This window comes from Curtobacterium aurantiacum, assembly GCF_018598555.1.
In the GTDB taxonomy this organism is placed as follows: domain Bacteria; phylum Actinomycetota; class Actinomycetes; order Actinomycetales; family Microbacteriaceae; genus Curtobacterium; species Curtobacterium aurantiacum.
This window is the reverse complement of sequence record NZ_JAHEWN010000006.1, coordinates 106923-126014: the sequence shown is the minus strand read 5'-3', so window position 1 is coordinate 126014 and position 19092 is coordinate 106923. Positions and strand designations below refer to the sequence as shown.

At 72.5% G+C, this 19092-nt stretch carries 15 protein-coding genes; 10 read left to right on the top strand and 5 right to left on the bottom strand.

All coding sequences use genetic code 11. From position 1 onward, the window contains the following. The first annotated feature begins 35 nt into the window (after window positions 1-35). From KK087_RS07540 to KK087_RS07525, 4 genes are all read left to right on the top strand, one after another. Window positions 36-836, top strand: a complete 801-nt coding sequence (locus KK087_RS07540) for a biotin--[acetyl-CoA-carboxylase] ligase (RefSeq protein WP_214564728.1) — start codon at window positions 36-38, stop codon at window positions 834-836. A 4-nt stretch (window positions 837-840) separates the two neighbouring features. Then, window positions 841-1389 carry a PH domain-containing protein gene (locus tag KK087_RS07535; protein ID WP_071244247.1) on the top strand — a complete coding sequence of 183 codons (549 nt, stop codon included), beginning with the start codon at window positions 841-843 and terminating at the stop codon, window positions 1387-1389. A gap of 82 nt (window positions 1390-1471) precedes the next feature. Further along, a complete protein-coding gene (locus tag KK087_RS07530) occupies window positions 1472-2779 on the top strand; it encodes a UDP-glucose dehydrogenase family protein (RefSeq protein WP_214564727.1) in 1308 nt (435 codons plus the stop codon). Between the two features lie 11 nt (window positions 2780-2790). Further along, the gene (locus tag KK087_RS07525) at window positions 2791-4209 is read left to right on the top strand and encodes a hypothetical protein (protein ID WP_214564726.1); all 1419 of its coding nucleotides are present in this window, start codon (window positions 2791-2793) and stop codon (window positions 4207-4209) included. On the opposite strand, the gene KK087_RS07520 is transcribed toward KK087_RS07525, so the two are convergent. After that, window positions 4176-5378, bottom strand: coding sequence for a glycosyltransferase (locus KK087_RS07520; RefSeq protein ID WP_214564725.1), 1203 nt, complete (start codon window positions 5376-5378; stop codon window positions 4176-4178). The two genes, KK087_RS07525 and KK087_RS07520, sit on opposite strands and share 34 nt — an antisense overlap. Window positions 5379-5426: 48 nt before the next feature. Between KK087_RS07520 and KK087_RS07515 the strand changes: the two genes are divergently transcribed. Then, window positions 5427-6650, top strand: a complete 1224-nt coding sequence (locus tag KK087_RS07515) for a polysaccharide pyruvyl transferase family protein (RefSeq protein WP_214564723.1) — start codon at window positions 5427-5429, stop codon at window positions 6648-6650. Between the two features lie 198 nt (window positions 6651-6848). Here the strand turns inward: KK087_RS07515 and KK087_RS07510 are convergent, their stop codons facing one another. Both KK087_RS07510 and KK087_RS07505 read right to left on the bottom strand, forming a co-directional pair. Beyond that, a complete protein-coding gene (locus KK087_RS07510; protein ID WP_214564721.1) occupies window positions 6849-7880 on the bottom strand; it encodes a GH25 family lysozyme in 1032 nt (343 codons plus the stop codon). Between the two features lie 127 nt (window positions 7881-8007). Beyond that, window positions 8008-9288: an acyltransferase family protein gene (locus tag KK087_RS07505; protein WP_214528389.1), complete on the bottom strand. Its 1281-nt coding sequence runs from the start codon at window positions 9286-9288 to the stop codon at window positions 8008-8010. A gap of 103 nt (window positions 9289-9391) precedes the next feature. Here KK087_RS07505 and KK087_RS07500 point away from each other — a divergent pair, with 103 nt between their 5' ends. After that, window positions 9392-11266 carry an ArnT family glycosyltransferase gene (locus KK087_RS07500; protein WP_214564720.1) on the top strand — a complete coding sequence of 625 codons (1875 nt, stop codon included), beginning with the start codon at window positions 9392-9394 and terminating at the stop codon, window positions 11264-11266. A 96-nt stretch (window positions 11267-11362) separates the two neighbouring features. Then, window positions 11363-12394, top strand: a complete 1032-nt coding sequence (locus tag KK087_RS07495; protein WP_214564718.1) for a lysylphosphatidylglycerol synthase domain-containing protein — start codon at window positions 11363-11365, stop codon at window positions 12392-12394. 280 nt (window positions 12395-12674) lie between these two features. Here the strand turns inward: KK087_RS07495 and KK087_RS07490 are convergent, their stop codons facing one another. Next, window positions 12675-14231 (bottom strand): DUF2142 domain-containing protein, encoded by a 1557-nt coding sequence (locus tag KK087_RS07490; RefSeq protein ID WP_214564717.1) that lies wholly within the window; start codon window positions 14229-14231, stop codon window positions 12675-12677. A 15-nt stretch (window positions 14232-14246) separates the two neighbouring features. Further along, a complete protein-coding gene (locus tag KK087_RS07485) occupies window positions 14247-14747 on the bottom strand; it encodes a GtrA family protein (protein ID WP_214564715.1) in 501 nt (166 codons plus the stop codon). Window positions 14748-14861: 114 nt separating this feature from the next. On the opposite strand from KK087_RS07485, the gene KK087_RS07480 reads away from it, so the two are divergent. From KK087_RS07480 to KK087_RS07470, 3 genes are all read left to right on the top strand, one after another. Next, complete coding sequence (locus KK087_RS07480) at window positions 14862-15998, top strand: 5-(carboxyamino)imidazole ribonucleotide synthase (RefSeq protein WP_214528380.1); 1137 nt, start codon at window positions 14862-14864, stop codon at window positions 15996-15998. A 206-nt stretch (window positions 15999-16204) separates the two neighbouring features. After that, the gene (locus KK087_RS07475) at window positions 16205-17860 is read left to right on the top strand and encodes a glycoside hydrolase family 6 protein (RefSeq protein WP_214564714.1); all 1656 of its coding nucleotides are present in this window, start codon (window positions 16205-16207) and stop codon (window positions 17858-17860) included. 106 nt (window positions 17861-17966) lie between these two features. Further along, window positions 17967-19064, top strand: a complete 1098-nt coding sequence (locus KK087_RS07470) for a glycosyltransferase (protein WP_214564712.1) — start codon at window positions 17967-17969, stop codon at window positions 19062-19064. Window positions 19065-19092 lie beyond the last annotated feature (28 nt).

Here is a 19092-nt window from a genome sequence, read left to right as displayed (position 1 = left end):
GGACCCCCACGGTTCCTGCCCGTACATTTGCGTGCATGTCCACAGCCCCGCCACCGTCGTTCCCCGCCACCAGCGAGGCGGTCCGGTCGGCGGGCGCGACGATCACCACCCCCGCCGAGACCGGGTCCACCAACGCGGACCTGCTCGCCGCCGCCGCCGAGCAACAGCACGGCAGCGTCGTCGCGACCCTGCACCAGACCGCGGGGCGGGGCCGCCTCGACCGCACCTGGACCGCACCCGTCGGTGAGACGCTCGCCGCCAGCGTGCTCGTCCGCGCCGACCTGGACGACCACGACCGCGGCTGGCTGCCCCTGGTCGCCGGCGCGGCGATGCGCGACGCGATCGCGTCGGTGCTCCCCGCCGGCGCGGACGTCGTGGTGAAGTGGCCGAACGACGTGCAGGTCGCCGGGGACAAGGTGTGCGGGATCCTCTGCCAGGTCGCCCCCGACGGCAGCGTCGTCGTCGGCGCCGGCGTGAACCTCACGATCCCGGCCGACCGGCTACCCACCCCGACGTCCACCTCGCTCCTGCTCGCCGGCGCGGTCGACGACGCGCCCGCCCTGGCCGACGCGGTCCTGTCCGCCTTCCTGCGGTCCGTCCTGGAGGCGGTGGCCGGCCTGGTCACGGGTGGTCCCGCCGCCGAGACGGTCCGGTCCCACGTCCGTGCCGCGTGCGGCACGGTCGGTCGCCGCATCCGCCTCGAGCTGCCGGACGGCTCGGTCGAGGAGGCCGACGCCACCGGCATCGACGACGCCGGCCGCATCACGATCCGGGACCGAGCGGGCGTCAGCAGGGGCGTCGCGGTGGGGGACGTCACCCACCTGCGGTATGCATGACGGCATGACCGCCGAGCCCCCGCCCGAACGTGTCGTCGCGCGCCTGCGACCGCACGCCCGTCGGCTGGTGCGCCCGGCGGTGTTCGTCGTGCTCGTCACCGCGGCCGGCGGCTTCGGCTTCGGGGTGTTCCAGGCGCAGCTGGCGTGGTTGAACGCGGTCGTGGCGCTCGTCGTCGTGGTCCTCGTCGTGTTCGGCGGTGCCGTGCCGTTGTTCCGCTGGATGTCGGAGCGGTACGTCGTCACCACACGGCGCCTGGTCGTGGTCAACGGCCTCGGCACCCGGACCCGACGTGAGCTCCTGCACTCCCGCGGCTACGACGTCACGGTGCGGCGCCGCGGCCTCCAAGGGCTGTTCCGCTCCGGTGACGTGCTCGTGTTCCCCGGGGACGACCCCGCTGTGGTCCTCGCCGACGTGCCGCACGCCGACCTCGTCGTCGCCGTCCTGCACGACCTGGTGGAGGCGTACGAGGCCAGGCGTCGCCATCGTGAGCCGGACTGGGACGAGATCGTCGGCGGTCCCGACCGTCCGCCGTGGGGCGACGTGCGGGCCTGACCCGGCCACTCCGAGCGGCGCCGTGGGCGTCGCTGCGGGCGCCGTGATGAGACTTCGGCGAGAAACCGGTACCTTCTTCGACGTGCGTATCTCTGTGATCGGCTGCGGCTACCTCGGTGCCGTGCACGCCGCCTCCATGGCCAAACTCGGACACGAGGTCGTCGCCGTGGACGTCGACCCCACCAAGATCGAGCGGCTCGCCGCGGGCGAGGCCCCCTTCTTCGAGCCCGGCCTGCCCGAGATCCTGACCGAGGCGCTCGAGTCCGGTCGGATCCGCTTCACCACCGACATGGCCGAGGTCGCCGGTGCCCGCGTGCACTTCCTCGCCGTCGGCACCCCGCAGGGCCCCACCGGTGCCGCGGACCTGACGTACGTGAACGCCGCCGTCGCCGCGCTCACCCCGCACCTGTCCGCGGGCGAGTTCGTCGTGGGCAAGTCGACCGTGCCCGTCGGCACCGCCGCGCGCCTGGCCGCCGAGGTCAGCGAGGCCGTCCCCGGCGCGACGCTCGTCTGGAACCCCGAGTTCCTGCGTGAGGGCTTCGCCGTGCAGGACACCATCGCGCCGGACCGCTTCGTGTACGGCGTGCCGGACGGCGAGGCGGGCGAACAGGCCGTCGCCGCCCTCGACGAGGTCTACGCCGAGGCGCTGTCCACCGGCACGCCCCGACTCGTCGTCAACCTGCCCACCGCCGAGCTCGTGAAGATCAGCGCCAACGCGTTCCTCGCCACGAAGATCTCGTTCATCAACTCGATGGCCGAGATCGCCGAGGTCGCCGGAGCCGACGTCACCGCGCTCGCCGACGCCATCGGCCACGACGCCCGCATCGGCCGCAAGTTCCTGAACGCCGGCCTCGGCTTCGGCGGCGGCTGCCTGCCGAAGGACATCCGTGCCTTCCAGGCGCGCGCGAACGAGCTGGGCGTCGGGGAGTCCCTGGCGTTCCTCGCCGACGTCGACGCCACCAACCTGCGTCGTCGTGCGCACGTCGTCGAACTGGCGCAGGAGCTGCTCGGCGGGGTCGTCAGCGGCAAGCGCGTCGCGGTGCTCGGCCTGGCGTTCAAGCCGAACTCCGACGACGTCCGCGACTCGCCGGCCCTCGACATCGCGGCTCGCCTGCACGAGCTCGGCGCCGTCGTCTCGGCGTACGACCCCGAGGCCGTCGTCACCGCGCGCCGCGTGCACCCCGAGCTCGACTACGTCGAGACCGCGGCCGAGGCGCTGGGCGGGGCCGAGCTGGTGCTCGTGCTCACCGAGTGGACCGAGTTCCGCGAGCTCGACGCGACCGCCGCCGCCGCACTCGTGGCGTCGCCGGTCGTCATCGACGGCCGCAACTGCCTCGACCGTGACGCGTGGACTGCCGCCGGCTTCACCTACCGCGGCATGGGACGCTGACGTCGCCTGACGTGCAGCAGCACACCCGGCGCTCCGACCGCATCCACGCTCTGCTCACCGCGGGGCTCCGGGGCCGGGACTGGGCGACACCGGTCGTCCTCGCCGCCACGCTGCTCGTCCTGACGGCCTCGGTCGCGCGGACCTTCTCGTCGATGCCGCTCGCGAGCGTCGACGAGTCCGCCCACGTCGACTACGTGCTGCGGGTGTGGCACGGCCAGCTGCCGGTGCTCCTGGACGGCATCCGGTTCCGACCGGGGTTCGGTGGGACGCCGCCGGTGCAGTGGGTCGCACAGCACCCGCCGCTGTACTACGTGCTGCTCGCCCCGGTGATCGGGCCGCTCGTCGACGCCGGGCACCCCGTGCAGGCGGTCGTGTTCGGCCGGCTCTGCAACGCGGTGTTCGCCGCAGCCGTCGTACCGAGTGCGGCGTGGGCGGCCTCCCGCTGCTTCCCGGGCGTGGTGCGGCTGCCCGGAACCGTCGCCGTCGTCACCGCGTCGACGAGCGTCCTCGTGGTGCAGGGCGGCGTCGTCTACAACGACTCCCTCGCCGCGTTGACGTGCGCGCTCGCGTGCGGTGTGGCCGGCGCAGCACTCCGGTCCGGCGTCGGTGCGGGGCTCGCGGTCGGGGGAGCACTCGTCGCCGCCGCCGGCACCACCACACGGCTCACCTTCGCGCTCTGGCTCGTCGCGATGGTCGTCGCGTTCGCGCTGGCCCGGACGGTGCGGCTCGGACGCCTGCACGGTCTCGCCGCCCGGGCCCTGGTGGCCGCGGTGCCCCTCGCCGCCGCGGCCGCCGCGTCCGGGTGGTTCTGGCTGCGCAACCAGGCCCTGACCGGTTCGTTCAGCGGCCGGCCCACCGCGTGGCCCGGGTACACGCCCCGCCCGCACTGGTCCGAGGTCGAGGTCGTCTCGATGCTCGGGTTCTGGCGCCAGCTGTTCGCGCTCTTCCGGGGTGCGCTGCCCATCGCGTCGCCGCTGCCGTGGGTGCTGCTGCTGCTCCCGGTGCTGCTGTTCGTCGCGGCCCTGGTGGCGCGTCGCCTCCGGCCCCGGGGTCCGGCCGACGAGGACCGGTGGCCGCGCCGGCTCGTCGTCGCGATGCTGGTCGTCGTGACCCTGCTGTTCGTCGTCGTCGAGATCCGCTACGCGGCCGGCGGCGGCGCGCCCCTCAACCGCTACACGCTCACCGTCCTGGTGCCGATCGCCCTCGCGATGGCGGCGGGGTTCCTCGCCTGGGGACGGATCGGCACGTGGACGGCGCTGGCCTGGGCCGTGGCGGCGTTCGTGCCGACCTGGTCGCTGTTCGACGCAGCCGGGTCGGAACTCGTCGGACACTCCGGAACGGTCGTCGTGCTGGCCTCGGTGGCCGCGGCGGTGTGCGCCGCCGCCACCGTGGTGCTCTACGCGATCGCCGCGCGCAGCACCGCCCGGTAGCGCTCGCCGATCCGCTCCGTCGAGAACTCGGCTGCCGAGACGACGGCCTGCTCCTGGTAACGGGACCGTGCCGCGTCGTCGGTGAGCACGCGCTGCAGTGCCGCGCGGAGCGCCGGGACGTCGCCCGGGGGCACGAGCACGCCCGACACGTCGTCCTGCACGACGTCGCGGATGCCCGGCAGGTCGCTCGCCACGATCGCGGCACCGACCGCCGCGGCCTCGAGCAGGGTGACCGGCAGGCCCTCCTGGTCGCCGTTCGCAGCGGGGATGGACGGCACCGCGACGACCGTGGCCGACGCCAGGGTCTCGAGCACCTCGGTGCGACCGCGCTGCCCCAGGAACGTCACCGGCAGACCCGCTGCCTGCTGCTCGAGCTGCGCGCGGTACGGGCCGTCGCCGACGACGGTGAGCCGCCACGGGACGTCGGCGCCGAGTCCCCGGAGCGCCTCGATCAGGTTGCCGAAGCCCTTCTTCTCGACGAGCCGGCCGACGGCGACCACGTGGTGCTCCTGCGGCGCGACGCGGGCGCGGGTGTCGCGGGCGGGGCCCAGGTCGACCCCCATCGGGATCACGGTCGACCGTGACTCCGGGACGCCCCACTCGGTCAGGCGGTCGCGCATCTCGGAGTTCACGGTGGTGACGTGCGCCGAGCGACCGAAGATCCAGCGCTTGAGCCGGACCAGGGGAGCCGCACGGAGGGCGTAGATGTCACCGCCGTGAGTTGTCACGACGACGGGCACCCCGGGGGCGGCCAGGGTCGCGACGAGGGCCTGCGGGATCGCCCAGTGGGCGTGGATGACGTCCGGCTTCGCGGAGCGCACCAGGCGACGGACGGCCAGGTACTGCGCGAGCACCAGCGCGGGGACCTGCACGACCCGGGAGCGACGCTCCTTGAGGTTGTCGAGGATCGCACCGTCGGCGAGGTCCTCGAACCGGCGCGGGAAGTACGGGTAGCGGCGCACCGCGACCTCGCCGATGCGCTCCTTCGCAGCGCCGCCCGGCACGCGGGGGGTGAGCACGAGGGTGTCGAACTCGGTCGCCTCCTGGTGGGCGAGGTCGAGCACGAACGCCGGCACGCCGTCGTCCGGACGGGCCGGGAACGTCGAGCCCAGGACGAGCAGGCGGGGGCGGTCCGGGTGGGAGCGGGCGGAGCGAGTGGTGCGGGACATCGTGCCTTTCCGGGGGTGGCGGGGGACGGTCCGGTAGGCTCTCACCCCGTGCGCGTACTGATCCACAATAGCGATTCGCCCCACAACCGCGGGGACCGGGCGATCCTCGCCGGCAACGTCGAGCTCGTCCGTCGCCGGTGGCCCGACGCCGAGATCGTCTCCCTGTCCCAGTACCCCGAGCGGGACGCCGCGTGGTTCGGGATCCGGTTCCTGCCGGTCTCCCCGTACAGCACCGGCATCGGGGACCTCTTCGCCCTGCTCCGTGCGGCCCGTGGTGCCGACGTGGTGCTCTGGGGTGGCGGCGAGATCCTGAAGGACTACACGAACAAGCTCGGCCTCGTGTACTGGTTCGGCAAGATGCTGCTCGTCCGTGCGGTCAACAAGAACCTCGTCGGGGCCTTCCAGGGCATCGGCCCGACCACCGCCGGCATCAGCAAGCGCCTGATCCGCGCCACCGTCGACCTGTGCAGCGCGTTCGCCGTCCGTGACGACGAGTCCCGCGACAAGCTCCTGTCCTGGGGCGTGAAGACACCGATCGTCTCGTCCTTCGACCCCGCGGTCGTCGGGACGGTCACCGCGCCGGACGCCGACGTGCTCGAGCGGCTCGAGCGCACCACCGGTCTGACCGCCGAGCGGCTCGAGGGCTCGATCGGCTTCGGCGTCCGGCGCTGGTTCCACTACAAGCGCAGCGGCTGGATCCCGTTCCGGTTCCTGCCGAAGCGCTTCCGCCAGACCGGCGTCGACAGCGACAAGCTCGTGACCTACCGACAGGCCGTCGCCGACCTCGCCGACCGCGTCATCGATCGTTGGGACGCCGACGTCGTGTTCTACCCGATGCACATGGAGGCATCCGAGGGCGACGCCGCGTTCGCCCGCGAGGTCATCGCCCTGATGCGGCACGCCGACCGCACCCACGTGGTCGAGGCCGACGAGTTCTCGCCGTCCGAGTACGCCGGGCTGATGTCCCGCAGCCGCCTGTTCCTGGCGAGCCGCCTGCACTCCGCGATCGTCGCGACCATCGCCGGGGTCCCCGCCGCGGTGTTGTACTACGTCGACAAGGGCCGGCTGTTCTTCGAGCAGATGGGCCAGCAGGCGTACTCGAAGCCGATCGAGGCGGCGCTCGAACCCACGTTCGTCGACGACGTCACGGCGCAGCTCGAGGCGCTCGACACGGACCGCGACGCGGTCCGCACGCAGCTCGCCGAGGGCGTGGCCCGCATGGCCACCGCCCTCGACGCCGACTTCGCCGAGGCGACGCGCGACGTCCGCTGACGTCGTCCGCTGCACGACGGGCGCGATCGTGCGCCCGTGACGGACGGGAGGCCCGTGGCGACACCGCCACGGGCCTCCCGTCCGTCGTCAACCTGGTGTGGCTGGCGCCATCGGTCGGGCCGTCGTCGCCTGGTGCGGCGTTGACCGCTCGGTGCGCGCTCGCAAGCGCGCACCGAGCGGTCAACCTCGCACGGGGCGTCAGCTCGTCCGGGAGGCGAAGCGCTTCAGGTACGTGATGTCGTTGCGGTAGACGTCCTGGTCACCGGGGAGCGTGCCGCTGGCCGCCCACTGCCAGAACGTCCACTTCGACCAGCTGCGCCCGAGGGTGCCGGGCGAGGTGAAGTTCTTCACCGGGTAGATCGCGACGAACAACGGGTTCTTCGAGAACTGGTTGCTGTTGTTCGTGCAGCGCTTCCACCAGTCGGTCGTGGTGTAGATCGCGGGGTACCGACCCGTCTTGGCGACGACGGTCCTGTTGAAGTCCTTGATCCAGCTGCGCATCGACGACCACGACTTGCCGTAGCAGGTGCCCTGGGCGGCGCTGCCGTACTCGATGTCGAGCAGCGGCGGCAGGGTCTTGCCGTCCTTGCTCCACTGGCCGCCGTGGGCGAAGAAGTAGTTCGCGGTCGCGGCGCCGCTGGCCTGGCTCGGCTGGGCGTAGACGTAGCCGCCTCGGTACAGGTTGCGCTGCTTCGCCGTGGCGTACTGCTGCTTGTAGGTGGAGCTGACGTACGAGGTGCCCTCGGTGGCCTTGACGTACACGAACCGGGCGCCGTTGCGGTACGCCTGCAGGAAGTTGACGCTCGGCTGCCACGCGCTGATGTCGAAGCCCTGCACGCGGCCGGGGGGCGGCCCGCCGGCGGCGGCGGCGGCGGCTGACGAGCTGAGGGCCTGCGCGCTGACCCCGCCGCCCGAGGTCGCGTCAGGGGAGGCGGTGGTCACGTGGGACTCGCCGGCGTGGGCGGCGATGCCGGCGCCCATGGTGTGGTTGCCGGTGCGGTCCATCTCGGCGATGGAGAGCTGCTGGGCGGCGGCGGGCGCTGCGGCGTCCGGGGCTGGTGCCGGCGCCGCCGCGGGCGTGCTCGCGGCGGGCGTGGGTGCCGGCGTCGCGGTGGTCGGGCCGGTCGTGGTCGTGGTCACGCCGACCGCCGGGCCACTGCCGAAGGTGATGGCCCCGGCGACGACGGCAGCGGTGCCGAGCCCGAGGAGCCTGCTGATCGGTGCGCGCATGTGGTCTCGTCTTCCCTGTCGAGATGCCGTGGGGCCTGATCTCCCACGCCGCGGTCCGAGCGATGCTACCTGGCCTCGGCGACACATGTCCGTCCGGCGCACACCCGACGGCCCCGGCGGAGGGGGGCTAGCGGGTCGTGCGCGTGTCCTCGGTGTCGTCGGTCTCGACTTCTGGCAGTCGGCCGCGGGACGAGACCTCGCGGGTCGCGTGCTTCTGGCGACGGTTCAGGAAGTTGCGCTCCACCAGCCACCAGAAGCCCACGCAGATCGCGAGCACGACGGGGATGACCACGAAGATCATCAGCAGGAACTGCCACTTCGGGTACAGCCCCATCGGCAGGAGCAGCAGGTTGCCGAGGCCGAGCAGCGGGCTGTGGAACAGGTACACCGAGTACGACACCAGGCCCAGGAGCACGAACGGCTTCCAGGCGAAGAACCGGGCGAGCCAGGTGTGCTGCCCCGTCACCGCCCGGCGTCCCATCCAGGTCAGCAGGATGCCGGCGAAGATGCCGAGGACGACCTCGGACGGCCAGGTCTGGTGCTGCCAGTAGTCGCGGTTGCGGAAGAACACGAGGAGCATGCCGACGAACATCGCGGCGACGAACACCCCGCCCTGCCAGCGCGGGCCGCCGAGCTTCGAGGTGTTCAGCTTGCCGGTGAGGTGCTCGTCGCGGGCCTTCACCGTGAGCTCCGCGGCGAGCATGCCGACCGCGAAGAGCCCGACGAACCACGGGTGCATCCACGAGTAGCGGCTCTCGGAGCCCATCCACATGCCGATCAGGACGAGCGAGGACGCGGTGGCCCATCCGCCGAAGACCTTCCAGAGCGGCAGGATCAGCAGCGGCATGAGGAAGTAGATCTGCCACTCGACGGCGACCGTCCACATCGGGCCGTTGATCTTGCCGATGTACTGCGGGAAGAAGTCGTGCACCAGGAAGAAGTGCGTGAGGAACGTGCCCCAGCCCATCGGGAGCTTGGTGTCCCACTGCGTGCCGCCGGGCTGGCCCATCACCGGGACGAACAGGATGATGAGCGCGAAGACGACGAGCGACGCCCAGTACGGCGGGATGATCCGTCGGGCGCGGCGCCAGATGAACTTCCAGAAACCGCCGGGCAACCGGTAGCGGTCGAACCGGGTCACGACGGGCAGCATGAGCACGTAGCCGGACAGGACGATGAACAGCGGGACGCCGAGGTAGCCCCAGCCGATGAACGGTCGGAGCCACGGCAGCTCGGTCGGCCCCGTGCCGGTCGTCCCCGTGAAGAGGTACGCGTGGTAGAACACCACGGCGAGGGCAGCGAGCCCGCGGAGTCCGTCGAGGTACGGGAACTCGAGTCGGCCCCCGGCGCGGGGAGCGGCGGCCGTCGGTTCGGCTGCGGATTCGGCTGCGCGGGTTTCGGTGGCCAACGAACGTCCTCGAGGTGGTCGGAGCGGGGTCCCCGGCAGTCTCCCACACGCCGAGTGCGACCCGCGATCCGCCTCAGTGCGGTCCGACAAGCGAACGGATGTCATGATGAAGCACGTGACCGTGACGACGCCCGCAGCACCGCAGATCACCCACGAGCCCGTTCGACGGCGTTCGGGGGCGGTCACACGGCGGTACCGGCACGTCGTCGCACCCCTGATCCTGGCCGTCCTCGTGGTCGTCGGCGTCGTCCTGAGCGCCGCCGTGGCGTACCACAACCGCCTCGGCGTGACGAACGTCGACGGCATCTCCTACATGGGCATCGCGCGCGAGTACGCGAACGGCTGGTTCCCCGACGCCATCAACGCGTACTGGTCGCCGCTGGTGTCGTGGATGATGGCGCCGTTCGTCGCGTTCGGCCTCGGCTTGCAGACGGCGTTCGCGATCGTGAACTGCTTCGCCGTGGCCGTCGTGCTCGGCATCGGCGGGTGGCTCGTCTGGTCGCAGAACCACCGCATCGTCCCCGCCGTGCTCTTCATGGTGACCGCGATCCCCGCCCTGATGAGCGCGGTGTCGGTGCAGACCCCGGACCTGCTCGTCGTCGCGTGGGTCGTCGGGTTCCTCTGGGCGCTCCGCTGGGCCGACCAGGCGCTGCACGGGTCGACGCGTGCGCGTGTCGCCTCCGGCGCGGTGCTCGGCGTCGTGGCCGCCCTCGGCTACTTCACGAAGCTCTTCCTGCTGCCGGTGGCCATCGGCGCCGTGATCCTCTGGCTGCTGCTGCGCGTCTGGTCAGCGCGCCGTCGCGGTGAGCCCGTGCGGCACTGGTGGACGGCCCCGGTCGCGACGATCGTCGTGTTCGCCGTCGTCATCGCCCCCTGGGTCGGTGCCCTGACCGTCAAGTACGGCACGGTGACCCTCGGGTCGTCGCTGTCGGTGAACATCGGCTCGAAGTTCGACGACGGCGGCCGCGCCACCGACTGGCCGTTCCTGCCGGTCCCGCCGAACGACCACGCGTTCTCGCCCAACGAGGACTTCACCCCGTCGGTCTACAAGCAGGGCCCGATGGAGAACCCGGACCCCGCCGTGGTGCCGCCGCGCACCGAGTCGGCCACCGAGGACACCGCGCCCAAGGTGACGAAGGAGTCCGGCATCGCGGCCCGCGCCGGGTACTACCTGCACGAGCGCATGCTCGCCCTGCCGTACTACCTGCAGAAGATCAGCACGTTCGCGCCGTTCGCCGCACCGATCGCCCTGCTCTTCGCCGCCGCACTCGTCATCGGCGTCGTCCGCTTCCGCCGCTACGCGTTCACCTGCATCGTCGCCGCGACGACCCTGGTGTACTTCGTCGGCTACGGCATGATCACGTCGTCGTCGAGCGGCGGCGGCAACGCCCGCTACTACTGGCCGCTCTTCTACCTGACCGCGATGATCGGCGCGCTCATGCTGCCGGCCGTCTGGCGGCTGGTCCGCCGCCGTGGGGTGGTCCGCACGATCGTCGCCTGCCTCGCGATCGCCGTGGTGCCCATCGCGTCCTACACGCAGAACTGGCTCGGTTCGCCGGCGCCGTTCTACCCGTCGGTCAACCGCACCGAGGCGCTGCGCGTGCTCGGGCCGACCGACGTGCCGGAGATCGTCCGGCTCGCCGACCAGATCCGGGCGAGCGGCGCCCTGCCCGAGGACGCCACCGTCATCGGCTCGAACTACCGCTCGCTGTCGTCGCTCGCGTTCCTGACGGACACGCGTGTGTACGGTCGCTCAGGTCAGGGCTACACGTACCACTCCGACGCGATGCGCAACCTGTTCATCGACGAGGGCGTGCAGTACTTCGTGCAGTTCGACCCGGCGACCGCTCCGGCGCGCGACTACTCGGTGGCCGGCAAGCTGGTCGGCACGTACAACGCGACGATCTCGTGCAGCGCCGACCGGTCGACGGACCCGGAGATCCCCTGCCGCGTGCAGATCGTCAAGCTCGCCCGGTGACGGCACCGCAGCGCGCACCCCGCAGCAGCACCGCAGGGAGCGGCCCGCCCCACCGTCTAGCATGACCTGAGCCCGTGACCTGAGCAGGAGACCCGTTTGTCCGCAAGCACCAGCGACACCCCCGCGCCCGAGGGGAAGCGTCCGTCGAAGCGGCGGCGGTTCCTCGGCAAGGCGATCCCCATCGTCTTCTACGTCCTGCTCGCGGTGTTCCTCGTGCTGTACCTGCGCGGCGTCGACTGGGGACAGCTCGCCGGGCTCGACTGGCAGTGGTCCTGGGTGGTCGTCGCGACGGTGATCAGCCTCGGGTTCCGCTACTGGGGCGTCGGCATCTGGTTCTACCTGCTGCGGCGTCTCGGAGCCACCGGGCTGAAGGGCAGCGGGGTCACCCTGACCTACGTGTACGCGAAGTCCTGGATGGGCCGCTACATCCCGGGTGCCGCGACCTGGATCATCGGCAAGGTCTACTTCGCCTCGAAGCACGGCGTCTCCAAGGCTCGGCTCGGCGTGAGCGGGCTGCTCGAGGGTGCCCTGCAGATCGCCGCGACCCTGGCCCTGGCCCTCGTGCTGTTGCTCATCGACCCGCGCACGCACGACCTCGACCCGTGGCTGATCGTCCTGATGATCACGGCGTTCGTGGGCTGCGTCGTCTGCCTGATCCCGCGCGTGTTCGTGTTCCTGATCGGGATCGCGCTGAAGATCCTGCGTCGCAAGCCGCTCGAGGCCGACGTCCGCCCGAACCTCGGCACGGTCCTCGGCGGTGCCGGCCTGTACGTCGCCGGCGCGGTGCTCTCCGGAACGGCCTACTACTTCATCACGCTGGCGGTGTACCCCTCGCTGAAGCTCTCCGACGCCGCGTTCGTGATCGGTGCCGCGAGCATGGCCTCGGCGATCAGCATGCTGGCGGTCTTCGCCCCCGGCGGGCTCGGCGTCCGCGAGGGCGTGCAGGCCCTCCTGCTGGCGCTCGTGATGCCGGTGCCGGTCGCCCTCGTGGTGGTCGTGGTCACCCGCATCTGGAGCCTGGCGGTCGACGGACTCTTCCTGCTCTGCGCCGCAGCCCCCACCTGGTTCCGGCGCAACCGCCCGAGCGACGACCCGTCGGCGGTCGAGGGCGGCGCCCCAGCCGCCTGACGCGACAGCGACTGAGCAGAAGACGTCGGGTCCCACACCGGGACCCGACGTCTTCTGCTCACCGGGTGGGGCACGGGGCGTGCGTGACGGCGGACGGGAGGCCCGGTGCCGGCTGGCACGGGGCCTCCCGTCCGTCTCGTGGGGCGTCCACCCCACGCCGTGCGCGTCCGCCGAGGGGGCACGACATGTCGCCTGTGGCCGCGCCCGGCGGCGGTTCGTGCACCCCCGGCGTCGCGCCGGCGGCATGTCCTGCGCACCCGGCGGCCGGCGGCCGGGCGGGTCAGGCGGCGGGCACCGTCACCGGGAGCGCGCGGCGGTCGGCCCGGGCGACCTGCACGACCGACGCGACGAGCCCCACCGCGACCAGGAGCACGACGACCACGAGCACCGCGGGCGACACCGGCCCGATCTCGGAGTACCGCAGCAGCCCGCGGCCCGTCACCGGGAACACCGCCGCGTTCCAGAACCAGGCCGACGCCACCGCGAATCCGTACACCCCGACGGCGGGCAGCACGACCGCCAGCGCGATCGCCGCCCGTGTCCGGGTCGTTCCGGCCGGCACCAGCCGTCGCCAGGCGAGCGCGCTCAGCACGATGAGACAGACGATCGCAGGGAAGTAGTAGCGGCCCTGGGTGGCGGCGACCTCGGTCGTGGTCAGGTACGAGTGCGCGCTCGTGCGGTTCTGGATGCCGATCAGGAGCGCCGGGAACACCGCGAGGCACAGCGCCACCCGCAGATCAGGGCCTCGGCGGAACGCCCAGCCGACGAGGACCACGAGGGCGACCAGGGTCAGGACGGCGGTGAGCAGGTCACCGATCGTCACCTGGGCGCGGCCCCCGAAGCTGCCCCAGAACGTGCGCGTCAGGGTGCCCCAGCTGACGTCGAGGAAGTGTCCGAGCGTGGGGCTCTCGCCCGGTGGGAAGTCCTTGGGAGGACGCATCGCCGTGTAGCCGTTCGGCTGGACGCGGCCGTACGACACGAGGTTGTGCAGCCACCACCAGGCCCCGATGCCGCCGGAGACCGCCATCGCGACGACCGTGCGGAGGATCCGCTGCCGCAGGGACAGCACCCCGGCCCCGGCGAACAGCACGACCACCGCGACGAACGGCACCGCGGGCAACCCCGTGCCCTTGATCCAGACCAGGGCGCCGAGGACCACCGCCAGTGCGATCGTGGTGCGCCAGCGGGTGTCGCCGGTGAGCAGGCGGGTCGCGAGCCACACGACGATCCCCGCGACGAGCAGCACCGGGGCGTCGTTCGAGAACGACGAACCGATGGACGCGAGCTCGGGGGTCGCGAACACGGCGAGGGCACCGATCAGGGCCGCGCGGGGCGAACGGGTCACGCGGCGCACCGACGCCCAGGCGAGCAACGGCAGCGCGGTCACGGCCAGGACGTCGGCCAGGCGGAGGGCGACGAACGCGTGGTCCCAGCGGAGCTCACCGAAGTCGACGGCCCGGAGCACCGCGGCACCGGCCAGGTAGGCGGTCGGCGGGTGCTGGGTCATCTGGTTGACCGTCGCTGACGGCCCCGGGGCGTTCTGCAGCAGCTCGCTCACCGTCGACCACTCGTCGGACGGCTTCGTCGCCTGCTCGACCTTCGCGGCCTGCACGGCGTTGGTGACGTACAGCTCACCGGGGGCCGCCCACGCGTCGCCGAGGGCCAGGTGCACCGAGGCGTCGATGTGCGCGGTCTCGTCGGGTGCCTCGAAGACGGGCACGATCAGGGCCCACGCCACCAGCCAGAGCCCGAAGGTCGCCGTGATCACCGCGATCGCGACGCGTTCCCAGCGTGCGGTGCGGGGTGGAGCGGGGGTGGTGGTCGTCTCGGCCGTCACCCCACCGATCCTAGGTCAGGCGTCGTGGGGGACCCGCGGTTCGGGTTCCGCGGCGTCGGCGTCGGCGTCGGCGTCGGCGAGCGGTCCGGCTGCGGTCCGCTCGGGGTGGTACACCCACACCTTGTAGAGCCAGAACCGGAAGACCGTGCCGAGCGCCAGGCCGATGACGTTCGCGACGTTGTCGGCGAGCACCGAGGTCAGCCCCATCACGTAGTGCGACACCCCGAGGCAGGCGAGCGCGATGACCATGCCGCCGAGCGAGACGACGACGAACTCGATGCCCTCGCGCGTGGCCACGGCTCGACGCTGCTCACGGAAGGTCCAGTACCGGTTGCCCATCCAGTTGACGAAGATCGCCACCACGGTCGAGATCACCTTCGCCCAGAACGGCCCCGAGTGGACGTCCTCCGGGTTGAGGACCGTGATGCGCAGCACGTTGAACACCGTGGTGTCCACGACGAAGCCGACGGCACCGACGACACCGAAGCGTGCCAGCTGGGCGATGAGGCGCCGCACGAGCCCTCCAGGATCCGTAGAGTTGTGACCGGTCGTGCAGTGCAACGACCCGATCAGCGATTGTAGACAACGCGTTCACACCGCACGGTGGGAACGCCGGAAGGATCACACAGCATGGCGTTGCGCGTCGGGGTCATCGGTGGGGGACAGCTGGCACGGATGATGGTGCCGGCCGCGGTCGAACTGGGGGTCGACATCCGGGTGCTCGCCGAGGGGCCCGGCATGTCCGCCGCCATCGCCGCCACCGCAGAGGGCGACTACCACGACGCCGACACGGTGCTCGAGTTCGCCCGGCAGGTCGACGTCGTGACCTTCGACCACGAGCACGTGCCGCAGGACGTTCTGCGCAGGCTGGTCGACGCGGGCGTGGCGGTCCACCCCGGACCGGACGCACTCGCCGTCGCGCAGGACAAGATCACCATGCGCCGCCGACTCAGCGAACTCGGCCTGCCGGTCCCGGACTGGGCCGCCGTGCACGGCCCGGACGAGCTCCGCGCGTTCCTCGCCGACCACGGCGGCCGAGCCGTCGTCAAGACCCCGCGGGGCGGCTACGACGGCAAGGGCGTGCGGGTCGTCTCCGACGCCGCCGACGTGGACGACTGGTTCATCGCGGTGGCCGAGGCCGGCGGCGACCAGGCCCTGCTGGTCGAGGAACTCGTTCCCTTCACCCGCGAGCTCGCGCAGTCCGTGGCACGCCGTCCCTCCGGGCAGGTCGTCGCCTGGCCGCTCGTCGAGACCGTGCAGCGCGACGGGGTCTGTGCCGAGGTCATCGCCCCGGCCCCGGACAGCGCCGGCCGGATCGCCGACCTGACCGAGTCGATCGCGGTGCGCATCGCCGAGGAGCTCGGGGTCACCGGGGTCCTCGCGGTCGAGCTGTTCCAGACCGACGACGAACGCATCCTCATCAACGAGCTCGCGATGCGTCCGCACAACACCGGGCACTGGACCATCGACGGCGCCACCACGAGCCAGTTCGAGCAGCACCTGCGTGCCGTCCTCGACCTGCCACTCGGGGCCACCGGCTCGTTCGCCCCGGCGTCCGTCATGGTCAACGTGCTCGGCGGGCCCGCCGACGGCGACCTCGCCGCCCGGTACCCCGCAGCGCTCGAGGCCTTCCCCGAGGCGAAGTACCACTTCTACGGCAAGGCTCCCCGGCCCGGTCGGAAGATCGGGCACGTCACGGTGCTCGGCGACGACGTCGACGACGTCGTCTACCGGGCGCGCGCGGCCGCGGCGCACTTCGACGACTGAGGTCGCGTTCCCGACGCGACCGGATGACGCAACGGGAGGCCCGTGGCGACGCCGCCACGGGCCTCCCGTTGCGTCCGGGGTGCGGGGCGCGCTTGTCGGCCGCTCTGCGGACACCCCCTCGGGTGGCACCCGCTCGGGAGGCTGGTGGGGGCGGGCGGCGCGTGTTCCCCTGGAACAGTCCGTGTCCGTCGTCCAGGGGAGTCTCCATGCGCCGCCGTCCGCGCCGTACCGCCGTCTGCGGTGCCGCCGTCGCCCTCGTCGCAGCCGTCGCCGGCCTGCTGCCGACCGCGACCGCGTCCGCCGCGACCTCGGCGTCCACCATCCGCTCGGCCACGTCCGCGTCGCTCTACGGCGCCGGACCGTACCGGTCGCCCACGAGCGAGGCCGCGAAGGCCCAGGCGGCCCTCGCCGCCACCGACCCCGCCGGTGCTGCCGCGGCGAAGACCATCGCCGGCTACCCGGTCGCGACCTGGCTCGGTGACTGGAGCCAGGGCACCCAGCTGACCAAGACCATCAGCACCGCCCTGACCGGCGCCGAGCAGTCCGGCACCACCCCTGTCTTCGTGCTCTACGCGATTCCCGACCGTGACTGTGGCGGGTACTCCGCCGGCGGGTTCGACGAGCGGTCCTACGACGCCTGGGTCGACCAGGTCACCGCGGCGCTCGCGGGCCACCGCGCGGCCGTCGTCGTCGAACCGGACTCACTCGCGATGCTCAGCAATGCCAAGTGCAGCACCACGCTCGACGAGCAGCGCTACCGGATCCTCTCCCGCACCGTCGCCGGGCTGACCGCCGCGGGGATCCCCGCCTACCTGGACGCCGGCAACTCGAACTGGGTGCAGCCGGCGACCATGGCCGCGCGGCTGAACAGCGCCGGCGTGCAGCAGGCCCGCGGCTTCTTCACCAACGTCGCGAACTACTACCCGACCGCCCAGGAGCAGGCGTACGCGCAGAAGGTGTCCGCCGCGACCGGGGGTTCCCACTACGTGATCGACACCTCCCGCAACGGGCAGGGTTGGCGCGGCACCTGGTGCAACGGCCCCGGCGCCGGGCTGGGCACCTCGCCCCGAGTGGTGTCCGACGGCACCGCGCTCGACGCCCTGCTGTGGGTGAAGACCCCCGGCGCGAGCGACGGCACCTGCAACGGCGCCCCGGCCGCCGGCAAGTGGTTCTCGACGTACGCCCAGGCCCTCGTCGCCAACGCCCGCCTGGGTGCTCCGACCGCCGACCTGCGACCCCGTGGCTCGCTCGAGGTCGTCGCCGGTGCCGGTGGCGGCGTCCGCGTGTCCGGCTGGGCCTACGACGAGGACGACCCCACGCAGCCCGTGCGGGTCCGGGCGACCGTCGACGGTGCGTCCGCCGGGGTCACCACCGCCGGACTCGACCGCCCCGACGTCGACGCACGCTCGGGCGTCGGCGCCACCCACGGGTTCGACGTCGTGGTGCCCGCGGCGGCCGGCGCTCGCCGTGTCTGCGTCACCGCGGTGAACATCGGCGCGGGCTCCGACGCCGCACTCGGCTGCTCGACCGTCCGCGCCTACCGGCACGACCCCTACGCCGGGCTCGACTCGGTGACGGCCACGTCCCGCGGCGTCAGCGTGCGCGGTTGGGCGTTCGACGGCGACGCGGTGTCGTCGGCGACCCGGGTGGCGATCACCGTCGACGGCAGGCGGGTGACCTCGCTGGACGCCGGGCGGGAGCGTCCCGACGTCGACCAGACCTGGGGATCCGGCGGTTCGCACGGCTTCGCGGGCAGTGTCCGGGTGACTGCCGGCAAGCACACGGTCTGCGCGATCGCCCACAACACCGGGAGCGGCGTGGACCGCAGGGCGTCCCCGTGCCGGACGGTGACGGTGCGCTGAGGCGCGGTGGTCGTCGTCCGGTGCGAGGTTCCGTGTTCCGTGCGAGGTCCTGGGCTCGCACCAAGCACGGAACCTCGCACCGTGCGGGGTGCGAGAGGATGGGCGCATGCCGCGTGATCTCGTCCGCCGGGCCGCCCGACGTCTGCGCCGTGCCGTCGCGTCGACCCCTCCGCAGCCGGTGCCCCTGCCCGTCCTCGGGTACGTCGTCGCAGGTGGCGGGGGAGCCCACCCGGCCTCGGCCCACGTCCGCGTCGTCCGGCGTGCCGAGCACCTCGCCGCGAGCGGCACCGCGGAGGTACGCCAGGTCGACCCGGCCGTGTTCGTCGACGGGACCGACACGACCCCGTACGCCGCGCTCCTGGTGCAGCGGGACATCCTGCCCCGGAACAGCGTGCAGCCCTTCCTGTCGGCCGCCGCAGCCCGCGGCATCCGTGTCGTGGCCGAGGTCGACGACGACTTCTTCACCGCGTCCGGGCGCGCACGCCTGGCCCGTGCCGAGTACGACCCGGACCGCCTCGCCTCCATCGACGCCCTGGTGCGCGGCGCCGACACCGTCGTCGTGAGCACGCCCGAACTCGCCGACGTGGTCCGTCCGGTGGCGCGGGACGTCGTCGTCGTGCCGAACGCCCTCGATCCGGAGATCTGGACCGCCGGTCCGACCGCTGACGACGACGAGTGGCCCGAGGGGGAGCACCGGGTGCTGTACATGGGCACGCTCACCCACGCCGCGGACCTCGAGCTCCTGCGTGACGTCTTCGCAGACCTCGCCACCGCCGACGGCACCCCGATCCGGCTCGAGGTCATCGGCGTGACCGAGGAGGGCGGCGCCGACTGGTTCCGCCGCGTCGAGGTCCCGGACGGGCACTACCCGGCGTTCTCCCGCTGGCTCGTGGCACACCGGGGGCGCTGGAGTGCAGGGGTCGCGCCGCTCCGCGACGAGGAGTTCAACCGCGCGAAGAGCGACCTGAAGTTCCTGGAGTACACGGCGCTCGGACTGCCCGCCGTGGTGTCCGACCGCCCCTCGTACGCGGTCGCACGGTCGCACGGAGCGGTTGCCGTGCCGGACGACGTCGACGCGTGGCGGGACGCCGTCCGGGCCGCCGTCGAGCGTGGCGGGCCGGACGAACGCGCCGCACGGTGGGTCTCGGGCGAGCGCACGATCGGCCACGACGGCGACACCTGGCGGCGGGTGCTGCTCGGCTAGGCTCGTCGCGTGACCGACACCGCCGCAC